The following is a 13,285-nucleotide window of genomic DNA, read 5'->3' as shown; positions in this document are numbered from 1 at the left end:
TTTGATGTGAGCAAGTCTCTGCAAGCCATTCGTGGCATGAACGACATCCTGCCGGAGCAAACGCCGTTGTGGCGCTACCTCGAGGGTACTGTCGCGCGCCTGCTGGATAACTACGGTTACAAGCAGATCCGCATGCCGATCGTCGAGTTCACCGAGCTGTTCAAACGCTCCATCGGTGAAGTGACCGACATCGTCGAAAAAGAGATGTACACCTTTGAAGACCGTAACGGCGACTCCCTGACCTTGCGTCCGGAAGGTACTGCCGCGTGCGTGCGCGCCGTGCTTGAGCATGGCCTCACCGGTGCTGGCCAGCCGCAGAAACTGTGGTACATCGGCCCGATGTTCCGTCACGAACGTCCACAGAAAGGCCGTTATCGCCAGTTTCATCAGATCGGCCTGGAAGTATTCAACATCGACGGCCCGGACATCGACGCGGAGCTGATCGTGCTGACGTGGCGCCTATGGGGCCTGCTGGGCATCCGCGACGCGGTCAAGCTTGAGCTCAACAGCCTGGGCACCAGTGAATCCCGCGGCCGCTATAAAGTGGCCCTGGTCGAGTACCTGTCCGCCCACCTGGACAAGTTGGATGAAGACAGCCAGCGTCGTCTGAAGACCAACCCGTTGCGCGTCCTCGATACCAAGAACGCCGACACCCAGGCCGTGCTGGTCAATGCGCCGAAAATGGCCGATTACCTGGACGACGAATCCCGCATTCACTTCGAAGGCCTCAAGGCTCGTCTGGACGCGGCCGGCATTCCGTTCGTGATCAATACCAAGCTGGTGCGTGGCCTCGATTACTACAGCAAGACCGTGTTCGAGTGGGTCACCGACAAGCTCGGCGCCCAGGGCACCGTGTGTGCGGGTGGCCGTTACGACGGGCTGGTCGAGCAGATGGGCGGCAAGCCGACCACCGGCGTGGGCTTCGCCATGGGGATCGAGCGGCTGATCCTGCTGCTGGAAACCCTGGAGAAGGTTCCGGAAGAAATCTCCCGTCAGGTGGACGTGTACCTGTGTGCCTTTGGCGAGGCCGCCGAACTGGCCGCCCTGGCCCTGAGCGAAAAAGTACGTGACCAGTTGCCAAACCTGCGCCTTCAGGTCAATGCCGGCGCAGGCAGCTTCAAGAGCCAGTTCAAGAAGGCCGACAAGAGCGGTGCACTGTACGCACTGATCCTGGGCGATGACGAGCTGGCCCAGCAAGTGATAGGTTTCAAACCCCTGCGTGGCCAGGGCGAGCAACAGAACATTGCCTTTGATGCGCTCGCTGCGCACTTGGCCACCTGCGTCGTGCAGGGTTGAAGCTGTCGAACAGCCGAATTTAGCGATTAAGGAGTATTGGGGTGTCGAGTACTGATGATGAGCAGTTGGCCGAGTTCAAGGACTGGTGGCAGCGTAACGGCAAGCCCCTGGTTACTGGCGGTCTGCTGGCTTTAGTGGTGGTGTTCGGCTGGCAAGCCTGGACAAAGTATCAGGCCAACCAGTCCCAGGGCGCCTCGATCGTTTATCAGCAATTGCTGGAAACTACACTGACGCCGGACGGCAAGCCCGACCCCGCGCAGGTTGCAGACCTGGCCGGCAAGCTGAAGAACGAATTCGGCGGCAGCACCTACGCCCAATACGGCAGCCTGTTCGTCGCGAAAGTCGCGGTCGATACCGGCAAGCTGGATGACGCCGCCGCAGAACTCAAGGCCATCGCCGACAAGCCGACCAACCCGACCCTGGGTGAAATCGCGCGTCAGCGCCTGGCCCAGGTATTGGCGGCACAGAACAAGGCTGACGAAGCACTCAAACTGCTCGACGGCGATGCGGACAAGGCATTTGTAGCCACTCGCGAAGAGCTCAAGGGCGACCTGTTGGTCCAATTGGGTCGTACCGACGAAGCCAATGCTGCGTACAAGAAAGCCAAGGCGGCGCTGTCTGATGAAGCGGCAGTCGGTGGCTTACAAATCAAGCTGGACGACCTGGCCAAAGGGGATGCATGACGTGATCCGTTGGAAACATGCAGCATTGCTGGCTCTGGCCGTTCTGGCCGCGGGTTGCAGCAGCAACAGTAAAAAAGAACTGCCTCCGGCCGAGCTGACCAGCTTCAAGGAAGAAGTCGTCCTGCAAAAGCAATGGAGCCGCTCCATCGGTGACGGCCAGGGCGAGACCTACAATATGCTGGTGCCGGCAATCGACGGTGACAACATTGTGGCCGCTGACGTAACCGGCGTGGTGATCTCCATGGATCGCATGAACGGCGACGTGAAGTGGAAGAAAGACCTTGAATTGCCGGTGTCCGGCGCCGTAGGCGTGGGTTACGGCATGGTCATGCTCGGCACGCTCAAGGGCGAAGTCGTGGCGCTGGACTCCAGCACCGGTGAAGAGAAATGGCGCGCTCGCGTGACCAGTGAAGTCCTCGCACCGCCTGCCACCAACGGCGATATCGTCGTGGTGCAAACCCAGGATGACCGTGTGATCGGCCTGGACGCCAGCACCGGCGAACAGCGTTGGTTGTACGACAGCACCCCGGCGGTGCTGACCTTGCGCGGTACCAGTGGTCCGGTTGTGACCAACAATCTGGCCGTTGCAGGCCTGTCGACCGGTAAAGTAGTCGCCCTGGACACCAGGAACGGCGTGCCTGCCTGGGAAACCCGTGTGGCCATCCCCCAAGGTCGTTCCGAGCTGGATCGCGTAGTGGACATCGACGGTGGCTTGCTGCTGTCGGGCGAAACCCTCTACGTCGCCACTTACCAAGGCCGCGTTGCCGCGCTGGACCTGCAGAGCGGCCGTGTCAACTGGCAGCGCGATGCTTCCAGTTATGCGGGTGTCGCCCAAGGGTTTGGCAGCGTCTACGTAAGCCTGGCGTCCGGCACCGTTGAAAGTGTCGACGAGCGTTCCACCACTGCACTGTGGAGCAATGACTCCCTGGCCCGTCGTCAACTGTCGGCTCCGGAAGTGTTCTCCAGCTATGTAGCGGTCGGCGACTTCGAAGGCTACCTGCACCTGCTGAGCCAGGTGGATGGTCGTTTTGTAGGTCGTGAGCGTATCGACAGCGACGGCCTGCGTGCTCGTCCGCTGGTGGTGGGCAACATGCTTTATGTGTTTGGCAACAGCGGCAAGCTGGAAGCCCTGACCATCAAGTAAGAACTATGCTTGGGGGTAACCCCTCAAGCAGCTTCACCTGTAGGAGCGAGCTTGCTCGCGAAAATCGTTAACGATAACGCGTGCTGTCTGAATAAACGCGGTGCCATTGCGTTTTTCGCGAGCAAGCTCGCTCCTACAGTCGAGCACCAGCCGCTGCCTTGCAGCGGCTTTTGTATTTTCTGAAATAACGAAGTGGAGAGCCGCATGGTTCCCGTAATCGCCCTGGTGGGCCGACCTAACGTCGGCAAGTCCACCTTGTTCAACCGCCTGACCAGGACTCGTGACGCCATTGTCGGCGACTTGTCCGGTCTGACCCGTGATCGCCAATACGGTGAGGCAAAGTGGCAAGGGCGCTCCTACATTATTGTCGACACCGGTGGTATCTCCGGTGATGAGCATGGCATGGACGAAAAGATGGCCGAGCAGTCCCTGCTGGCCATTGAAGAAGCCGATGTCGTGTTGTTCCTGGTGGACGCCCGCGCGGGCTACACCGCTGCCGACCAGATGATTGGCGAGCACCTGCGCAAGCGCAACAAGCGTTCCTATCTGGTCGCCAACAAGATCGACAACATCGATCCTGAGGCGGCCCGTGCCGAATTCAGCCCGATGGGGCTTGGCGACGCGATCCCGGTCGCCGGTGCCCACGGTCGCGGCATCACCCAGATGCTGGAAGTCGCCCTGCGCGACTTCCCTAAGGATGACGCCGAGGAAGAAGAAGGCGAAGAAGAGATCGTTGCCGAAGGCGAGGAAGCCAAGCGCATTCCTGGCCCAAGCGAAAAAGACGGTATCAAGATTGCGATCATCGGTCGCCCGAACGTGGGCAAGTCGACCCTGGTCAACCGCATGCTCGGTGAAGACCGGGTAATCGTCTACGACCAGCCCGGCACCACCCGCGACAGCATCTACATCCCGTTCGAGCGTAACGACGAGAAGTACACGCTGATCGACACCGCCGGTGTGCGCAAACGCGGCAAGATCCACGAGGAAGTTGAAAAGTTCTCCGTGGTGAAAACCCTGCAGGCGATCAAAGACGCCAACGTGGTGATCTTCGTGATGGACGCCCGCGAAGGCGTGGTGGACCACGACCTCAACCTGCTGGGTTTTGCCCTCGAAGCCGGTCGTGCCCTGGTCATCGCGATCAACAAGTGGGACGGCATGACGCCGAGCGAGCGCGATTTCGTCAAGATCGAGCTGCAGCGCCGCCTGTTCTTCGTCGAGTTCGCCGATATCCACTTTATCTCGGCCCTGCACGGCACGGGTGTGGGTAACCTCTACGCTTCCGTACAGAACTCGTTCAAGTCCGCCGTTACCCGTTGGCCGACCAACCGTCTGACCCAGATCCTCGAAGACGCCGTTGGCGAGCACGCACCGCCGATGGTCAACAACCGCCGGATCAAACTGCGTTACGCCCACTTGGGTGGTGCCAACCCGCCGATTATCGTGATCCACGGTAACCAGATCGAGAAGGTGCCCAAGTCCTACGTGCGTTACCTGGAAAACACCTACCGCCGTGTCCTGAAACTGGTCGGTACGCCGATCCGTATCGAGTTCAAGGGTGGCGAGAACCCGTACGAAGGCAACAAGAACACATTGACTGACCGGCAGGTGAACAAGAAGCGTCGTTTGATGACTCACCACAAGAAGGCTGACAAGAAGCGCAGGGATAAAAAGTAGCAGCTGCAAGTTGTAAGCTACAAGCTGCAAGCTAAAGCGGGTTTGCTTGCGGCTTGAAGCTTACAGCTTGTAGCTCAAACCGCCAGGCACAAAAAAGGGCTCTGAATGAGCCCTTTTTTGTGCCTGGCGGTTTGCCCCTTGACCTACTTGCAGCTTGCAGCTTAAAACTTGCAGCTCACCCGAAGGGGGCTCCCATGATCACCAGCAAGCTGCCAAATGTCGGCACGACTATTTTCACTACCATGTCGCAACTCGCTGCCGAAACCGGCGCGCTCAACCTGTCCCAGGGGTTTCCCGACTTCAATGGGCCTCAGGCTTTGCTCGATGCCGTGGGCAAACATGTCGCCAGCGGGCACAACCAATATTCACCGATGACCGGCCTGCCGGCCTTGCGCCAGCAAGTGGCGGCCAAGATCGCCCGCAGCTATGGCGCCACGGTGAATGCCGACAGTGAAGTGACCATCACCCCTGGCGCCACCGCCGCGATCTTCTGCGCGATCCAGGCGGTGATTCGCACTGGCGATGAGGTCATTGTGTTCGACCCCTGCTACGACAGCTATGAGCCCTCAGTCGAACTGGCCGGTGGCCGCTGCGTGCATGTGCAACTGAGCCTGCAAGGCTTTGCATTGGACTTCGAGAGGATCAAGGCTGCGCTGTCGCCACGTACGCGCATGATCATCCTCAATACTCCGCACAACCCAACCGGCGCGCTGATCAGCCGCGCCGAGCTGGACCAGTTGGCCGAACTGATCCGCGACCGCGATATCTACCTGGTCAGCGACGAGGTCTACGAACACCTGGTATTCGACGGCGTGCCCCACGTCAGCGTGCTGGCCCATGAAGAGCTGTACCCGCGAGCGTTCGTGGTCAGCTCCTTCGGCAAGACCTACCACGTCACCGGCTGGAAAACCGGCTACGTGGTCGCGCCACCGGCCCTGACGGCCGAACTGCGCAAGGTGCATCAATACGTCAATTTCTGTGGCGTGACCCCGTTGCAGTTCGCGTTGGCCGATTTCATGGCCGAACACCCGGAGCACGTCGATGAACTGCCGGGGTTCTACCAGGCCAAGCGCGACCTGTTCTGCGACCTGCTGGCACCGTCGCGTTTCAGCTTTAGCCGGGTGGCCGGTACCTACTTCCAGTTGGTCGATTACTCACAAATACGCCCGGACCTGGATGACGTCGCCATGTCCCTGTGGATGACCCGCGAGCATGGCGTGGCGACCATCCCGGTCTCGGTGTTCTACCAGAGCCCACCGCAAGGCCAGCGCCTGGTGCGCCTGTGTTTTGCCAAGCGCAAGGAGACGCTGCGACAAGCGGCTGAAAAACTATGCGTGATCTGACGGCATTGCCTGACTTGAATATCGCCCTGGTCCAGACCACCCTGGCCTGGCACGACCGCCAGGCCAACCTCGAGCATTTCGAGGGGCTGCTGGAGCAGGTCCGCGGCGCCGACCTGATCGTGCTGCCGGAAATGTTCACCACCGGTTTCTCCATGGCGTCGCAAACCCTCGCCGAGCCGGAAAACGGCCCGACCCATCAGTGGCTCCAGGCCCAGGCTGCGAAGTACAACGCCGTGATCACCGGCAGCGTGATCATCCAGGCCGCTGATGGCAGCCACCGCAACCGCCTGTTGTGGGCGCGGCCGGATGGCGAGGTGTTGCACTACGACAAGCGTCATCTGTTTCGTATGGCCGGTGAACACAATCACTACACCCCCGGCGAGCGCCAGGTGCAGTTCGAATTAAAAGGCTGGCGTGTTCGGCCGCTGATTTGCTACGACCTGCGCTTCCCGGTGTGGAGTCGGGATGCCCAGGACACTGACTTGCTGCTGTACACCGCCAATTGGCCGGGGGCGCGGCGCCAGCATTGGAACCGCTTGTTGCCGGCGCGGGCTATCGAGAACCTGTGCTACGTAGCGGCGGTGAATCGAGTGGGCACCGACGGCAAGGGCTTTGCCTACACCGGTGATAGCCAGGTGCTGGATTTCCAGGGTGAGAGCCTGCTGAGTGCGGGGGAGGCGAACGGGGTGTTCCAGGTGTGCCTGGACGCGGCTGAACTGGCGGCGTACCGCACCAGGTTTCCGGCGAACCTGGATGCCGATAGCTTTCAGTTTGTCTGACAGGCCGTTATCGGGGGCAACCCAAATCTGAAACTCAATAAAAAAGGCCCCTGGGTTCTCACCCAGGGGCCTTCTGTATGACGGCGAAGGTTACGCCGCTTTCGCTTCCTGCTGGCTCAACGAGCGGTTCAGCGCACTGAACAGTGCCTTGAAGCTCGCCGTGGTGATGTTTTCATCAATACCCACGCCATGCACCGGGCGTTCACCGTTCACACGCAGCTCGATATAGGCCGCGGCCTTGGCGTTGGTGCCCGCGCCGATGGCATGTTCGTTGTAGTCCATGATCTCCACCCCAATCGGCAGGCCGGCTACCAGGGCTTCCAGTGCGCCGTTGCCTTTGCCTTTCCAGTGCAGGTTGGTTTCGCCCTGGCCCTTGCCCGAGACTTCCACTTCGACAAAGCTGTTGCCGTTTTCTTCCTGCAGGCGATGGCTGACCAGCGCGTACGGAGTGTTGGCTTGCAGGTATTCACGCTGCAGCAACGCGTAGATCTGCGGTGCGGTCATCTCCAGGCCCACACGGTCGGTTTCGGCCTGGACCACCTGGCTGAATTCGATCTGCATGCGGCGCGGCAAGCTGATGTCGTATTCCTGCTCCAGCAGGTAGGCGATGCCGCCTTTGCCCGACTGGCTGTTCACCCGAATCACCGCCTCGTAGCTGCGACCGATATCGGCCGGATCGATCGGCAAGTACGGCACTTCCCACAGCGCATCCTCTTTCTGCTGGGAGAAGCCTTTGCGGATCGCGTCCTGGTGAGAACCGGAGAAGGCGGTGTGCACCAGATCGCCGACGTACGGATGACGTGGGTGTACCTGGATCTGGTTGCACTCCTCGACGACTTTACGCACGCCGTCGATGTCGGAGAAGTCCAGCTGCGGGTCGAGGCCCTGGGTGTACATGTTCAAGGCCACGGTGACGAGGTCGACGTTACCGGTACGCTCGCCGTTACCGAACAGGCAACCCTCGACACGGTCCGCGCCGGCCATCAGGCCCAGCTCGGTGGCGGCTACGCCGGTGCCGCGGTCGTTGTGGGTGTGCAGGCTGATGATCACGCTGTCGCGACGGTTGATATGGCGACCGAACCACTCGATCTGGTCGGCATAGATGTTCGGCGTCGCGCACTCGACGGTGGCTGGCAGGTTGAGGATCATCTTGTGCTCAGGCGTCGGGTTCCAGACCTCGATCACGGCATCGCAGACTTCCTTGGCGAACTCCAGTTCGGTAGCGCTGAAAGTCTCCGGCGAGTACTCGAAGGTCCACTGGGTTTCCGGCTGCTGGGCGGCGTACTTGACGAACAGCTTGGCCGCGTTGACCGCGATGGCCTTGATGCCGTCCTTGTCCTGGTTGAACACGATGCGGCGGAACGACGGCGATGTGGCGTTGTACAGGTGCACGATGGCCTTTTTGGCGCCGCGCAGGGATTCGAAGGTGCGTGCGATCAAGTCTTCACGGCCCTGGGTCAGCACCTGGATGGTGGTGTCCTCGGGGATGTGGTTGTCTTCGATCAGGGTACGCACGAAGTCGAAGTCGGTTTGCGATGCGGCAGGGAACGACGCCTCGATTTCCTTCACGCCGACCGCGACCAGGGTCTTCCAGAAGCGCAGCTTTTTCACCGCGTCCATCGGCTCGATCAGCGACTGGTTGCCATCACGCAGGTCGGAACTGCACCAGATCGGCGCGGTGGTGATGGTTTTGGAAGGCCAGGTGCGGTCCGGGATATCGATGGTCGGAAACGCGCGGTACTTCGAAGACGGGTCTTTGAGCATGCTCATCGGGAAATCCTTTGTTGTAGGGGCCGAGAAAAGGCGGCCTGCCGTAGAACTGTTTTTAGGGATAAAACGTAAAGACGAGGCAGATCGATTCAGCCTGGCAGTCGTGCGCTGACGAGGCACAGGCTGCGGTGCTGGCGAAGCTGGATGAGGGTGTGAGAGGTTTTCATGGATTTAACCCTACCCGCGGGGGATAGGAGATGGCAAGCGCTCAAGAAAAATTGATAGAAAATCTACGGTTTCGCATTTTTGTAGTTTTTTATTGTTTATTTTGTGGTTTTTTGTGGTTTTTATTTTGCTCATCTTCGTGGGTGCGCAATGGGTGGTTGCCGTACGGCGACGTTAGCGCCGGTACGGCATCCTGGGTTGCCTGCTACGGTAGTCGTAGATCATCAACGTTTTGCTTGAATTCAATATCCGGTTGTAAATCGGCGAAACTTGGGGAGGTAGTGTCTTTCGCGGCTGGGGGGATCGCCAAGCTTTTTGCGCCCTGGGGAGCCTCGATAATCGAGATTCCGACCCCTTTGTTCAACTCGGCAACCCCTGGAACACCGGCGGCCGTATTCATGTGCACGTTGCCAACCAACGCCACCCATTTCTCCCCCGGTGGTGTCTTCCCAATGATTTTTGTCGCGTAGTAATTGAAGTCTGACAAGCGCTCTTGGACGTAGCCTTGGTTACCAGCCCTGGCCGCGAAGTTATCGCTATGGGCTGTGAGGTAAGGATGCTCGAGCCCTATGACCTTAATGCCGTGTTTGTCGGCTTCCTGAATGAGGTCATACGGGGTCGGACTGTTTGGTGCATAGGTTGAGTAATCGTAAGGGCGGGGATAGGCATATCTCGCATCCTGAGGTTGATAGGCGCCGGCGCCGAACACTGGAGAGCCCTCGAAGTACGGGGCATTTTCGAGATAAATCGTTGTGACTCCGTTTGCTTTTAAGTTCGCCATGTTTTCAATGATGAACTTGTAGCCCCCTGGCTCGTCGTGAAGTTCGCCTATGACCAGGCCATTTACATCGGCTGGCGCCAAGGTCGATTTAATCAGTTGGGCCGACGTCGCATTGTCAGGGATGGCTGGAATGGCAGGCCGTGCCGGCAGTTGCCCCGCACTCATGCGGGCAAAGAAGTCCTGCACGTCACGCCTGAACCAACGCCTCAGTTGCCCGGTGGTGGCCGCGTTCCCGTCGAAGTCTCTGGCCGCTTGGCCACTGAGCACGCGATCCATATATTCGTCGCCCGGTGGTGAAGTTCGTCCTCTGTGCCTCTTGGCGCCGGGCAACTCACTCAGGCGCCATTCCCCTGTCCCGGTTGATTCCATGAACGCCACATTCTTGTAGATGCTGGGGGCATCCGACGGCACTTTGGGATCGATAATACTGACCCGCCCATGCCTGGCGTTGAACACAGAATAAATCTGGTAGGGGCGGTTGATTCCGGTGCTGTCGGTATAGCGGATGTAACAGTTTTCTCCCACTTGATAAATGCCATTGGCGTCTGGTCTGACGCCTCTAAGCGTGTCTTCAGGGACGGAATAGGCGCTCAGGTCTCGCGGTGGCGTAACGGATTGCGCGACGGGGCTGGGGATTGCCTGGGACGCCCTGATGCCCGCGCTGGTCGAAGGGACGGCAGGCGGGACAGGCGCGCCGGGCGGGGGCGTTCCCTGGGTGAGCAGCGACCTTGCGACGGGAGCGGCGGGGACGGGCGTTCCCGCCGCGCGAAACACCGGACGCAAAGGCGTGCTCGGCACATGGGGCAGGCCTGATGCAAGCGCGGTGAAGTCGGCGAAAAGGTTGACCCGGCCGCCGCGTGTGAGCAGTCCACCTGGCAAGTGCCGGGCATTGCCCTGGATGGTTTTCAGTGCCGCTCGGCCGAGCCGACTGCCCACCTTTACCCCGGTAGAAATGCCCTTGCCGATGACTGGTATGAAGTCCAGAAACAGGCTGCCCACCTCCAAGCCAAACATGATCTTGTTACGCGTCGATTCGGCGTTCACTTCTGCGCTGCTGGTTGACTGGAAGTCGGCTTTATCGATTAGCAAGCGCGTCTGTTGAGTGAACAATTCATCGTGGATGTCTGTTTCCATCGGCTTTAGGGTTATGGAACCAGCGAGGCGTTTTCTTCCTTTGTCAAGAACCTCGGCGGCTGCAAGAAGGTCGGTGCCCCCACTGGTGACGACTCGGCGCGCAGCGTCCACGGATTGCTGAAAATCGTCCTTTTCCGTTGGCGATTTTCTGCTCTGGGTATAGGCCTGCCATTCTTTCTTCTCCAGCAGCGTCGTCAATGCGTCCAGGTTGGGCAGTTCCCTGAACGCCAGTCCGTCGGGGGCTCCGGGGCTGTAGAGCACCACAGAAGCGTCGGTTTGATTGCCGATGACCATCACGCCGCGAACCGGTAGGCCCAGCTGGAGCAGGGTGTTGGCAACAATCGTTTGTCCATCCACCTTCGCACGCTGGGCCGGATCCGGATGATCCAGAACCGCGTTGATCCACTGTACGCCCCGCTTCAAGGTCTTGTCGGTGCTGGCATCGGCTTGGAACCCACCGGGGTTGAGTTGTGCCAGGAAGGCTTCTTTCACCATCAAGTCGGCATTGCTGGCTTTCCACGCCTTGTGTAAATCAGCAGCCGGCCCCGATGCGGCATCCGGCGCCATGCGCGTCTCCAGCAGCTTGGTGTATTCGCCACCCACATCTGCGGTGTAGACCAGGTGCTTGAGTTGTTGTGTATCGAGGGTGATCGGCCGCCTCTGATCATCTGGAACCGGTGAGCCCTTGGTGTCTTGCAGCGCCAGGGTCATGGTGGTTTCGGTGTGCTTGTGGCTTTCGCCCATTTCCCAGTGGCTTGGGTTTTTCAGGGCCAGGTCGGACAGTGACAGATAGGTGATGGTAGTGGAGGGGGGTTGTGGAATGCCGGAGCGACCGAGGTGGAAACGCGTCTTGGTGACTACTTTAACCATCAGTTGATCGGCGTCCACATTGGCCTGGGGGTAAGCCTGTTTCAGCGCCTCATTCATTTGCGACGTGGCAAAGCTGGATAAGGACGGAATGTTTTCCAGCAGGGGGGCGAGTTGTTCAGCGCTCTTTGTCGCTTTCCCTTCCAAGTGGCTGTAGAGCAATTCTTGAGCGGGGCTGAGGTTTTTCAACCAGCCCGGCTGGCCTTTCTCGGCCAATTTCTCGTTACGCGCAAGCATGGCGTTGCTGCCGTCGACTTGTGCCGACCAGTCAGCGGCATCATCCAGGGCCGTCATGAGCGTCGGCCCCAGCGTTGATGTGGGGCTTGATGGCCGCTGCGGGGTGAATGTCCTGGCCATCAACGCATCGACTTCCGCGCCCTGGCGCTGGAGCAGCAAATTTATCCCCTCTGCCTGCACATCCCCGGCCAGGGGGGCCACGCCTAGCATCAAGTCATCCCCCGTAGGCGGCGACGCGCGGTTTTGCAGCGAAAGCGGCAGGCTTTGCCTCAACAGCTCGGCGGCCGGCCCGCCGCTGTCGAGCCGTTGCGCCAATGCTTCGCGTAACAGTGCCGGGGTTGCGAATTCCTCGAAACCTTCGCTGGGGGTATAGAGCACCACGGGGCCATTCTGGTCGTTGAGCTTAATCTCCCGACCGGTGGCAGGCCAGGTCGGGGTGGACGCTGAAGAGCCATCCTTGCTGGTGATCATGAACGCACCGGCGAAGGCTGCACCCTGTACTGTGCCGTCATCAATGGTGATGGGGTACACACCGGGCCTTGATCCGTCAGGCAGTTTACTTTCCCGTTCCTCTAGAGACGGGTAGCGCAGCGCGTTGTCGATCAACTCTTTACTGGCCGGGCTCAGCGTGCCGTCCATCTTGCGGATGGCTGCCAAGGTCGACAGTTGCTGTTTGTGGACCCATAACAGTTGGTCCTGTGGCGAGGGCGAGTTCGCTGAAAGCTGGGGCGTGGTCCAGTATTCCCGAAGCGTCTGAGCGTACTCGGTGGCAATGCTCCTGGCGATGGTGTGCAGCGAGGCGGTGGGCTGGAGGACATTGACTGCCTCATCGGGCGCTGGCCGGGTCACAAATTCGGTCCTGACCCCCGGTGTCTCGAATAGCTGTTTGCTCGGGTTGGCATAGATTTCCCGAATCGCACGGCTCAAGGCAGTCATTATCGGCTCGGAGGATTTCAACTGTTCTACGCCGTTGTTTGACGTATAGCTATTGAACGAAACCTTGTCCGGGTCGAGGGGATTCAGTTGAGGAAACGCCTGTGCCAGCCGTGTCTGCAAAAAGTTTTTGAAATCAGGACGCTGGCGTTGCTCTGAGGCCATCTCGTCCATGAGGCTGGAGTACTGTTCATTCAGTAGCTGCAGATCGCCGATCTTGAAGTGATTCGAGAGAGGGCTGCGGATGGCAGTGGCGGGGTTTATGCCCGATGAGTAAGGGGCGGAGAGGCTGGCGAGTCCCCGTACGGACGAACGAGACTTGGCGGGGGCGGGTTGTGGGCCTGGGCTGTCGTTCTGGGCTGTTGGCGTAGATGATGCAGGGCGAGAAGGTGGAATAACGGTTTGGGGTTGCGCGGGCTTGAAGTCAGAGATATGCATTAAGGAAACTCCACAAGACTTGCTTTATGTGTCCTTGTGAG

The 13,285-nt window shown here is 59.6% G+C and carries 8 protein-coding genes; 6 read left to right on the top strand and 2 right to left on the bottom strand.

Features of this window, described 5'->3' with window-relative positions; translation table 11 throughout:
* Window positions 1-6 precede the first annotated feature (6 nt).
* From hisS to BLW22_RS24005, 6 genes are all read left to right on the top strand, one after another.
* On the top strand, window positions 7-1,296 hold the full coding sequence (gene hisS / locus BLW22_RS24030) for a histidine--tRNA ligase (RefSeq protein ID WP_065924865.1): 1,290 nt from the start codon (window positions 7-9) through the stop codon (window positions 1,294-1,296).
* A 41-nt stretch (window positions 1,297-1,337) separates the two neighbouring features.
* Window positions 1,338-1,979 carry a YfgM family protein gene (locus BLW22_RS24025; protein WP_027605420.1) on the top strand — a complete coding sequence of 214 codons (642 nt, stop codon included), beginning with the start codon at window positions 1,338-1,340 and terminating at the stop codon, window positions 1,977-1,979.
* A complete protein-coding gene (gene bamB, locus BLW22_RS24020; protein WP_065924864.1) occupies window positions 1,972-3,123 on the top strand; it encodes an outer membrane protein assembly factor BamB in 1,152 nt (383 codons plus the stop codon). Before BLW22_RS24025 ends, bamB begins: the two co-directional genes overlap by 8 nt.
* Before the next feature lie 204 nt (window positions 3,124-3,327).
* A complete protein-coding gene (der, locus tag BLW22_RS24015; protein WP_065924863.1) occupies window positions 3,328-4,797 on the top strand; it encodes a ribosome biogenesis GTPase Der in 1,470 nt (489 codons plus the stop codon).
* 194 nt (window positions 4,798-4,991) lie between these two features.
* Window positions 4,992-6,140 carry a pyridoxal phosphate-dependent aminotransferase gene (locus BLW22_RS24010; RefSeq protein WP_074847586.1) on the top strand — a complete coding sequence of 383 codons (1,149 nt, stop codon included), beginning with the start codon at window positions 4,992-4,994 and terminating at the stop codon, window positions 6,138-6,140.
* Window positions 6,128-6,919, top strand: coding sequence for an amidohydrolase (locus BLW22_RS24005; RefSeq protein WP_074847585.1), 792 nt, complete (start codon window positions 6,128-6,130; stop codon window positions 6,917-6,919). Before BLW22_RS24010 ends, BLW22_RS24005 begins: the two co-directional genes overlap by 13 nt.
* 90 nt (window positions 6,920-7,009) lie before the next feature.
* Here the strand turns inward: BLW22_RS24005 and leuA are convergent, their stop codons facing one another.
* On the bottom strand, window positions 7,010-8,689 hold the full coding sequence (gene leuA / locus BLW22_RS24000; protein ID WP_027605424.1) for a 2-isopropylmalate synthase: 1,680 nt from the start codon (window positions 8,687-8,689) through the stop codon (window positions 7,010-7,012).
* A 370-nt stretch (window positions 8,690-9,059) separates the two neighbouring features.
* Window positions 9,060-13,244, bottom strand: a complete 4,185-nt coding sequence (locus BLW22_RS23990) for a membrane-targeted effector domain-containing toxin (protein WP_143045160.1) — start codon at window positions 13,242-13,244, stop codon at window positions 9,060-9,062.
* Between the last annotated feature and the right edge of the window lie 41 nt (window positions 13,245-13,285).

The sequence above is a fragment of the Pseudomonas marginalis genome (genome assembly GCF_900105325.1).
Lineage (GTDB): Bacteria > Pseudomonadota > Gammaproteobacteria > Pseudomonadales > Pseudomonadaceae > Aquipseudomonas > Aquipseudomonas marginalis.
This window is presented reverse-complemented; position numbering and strand designations above follow the sequence as displayed.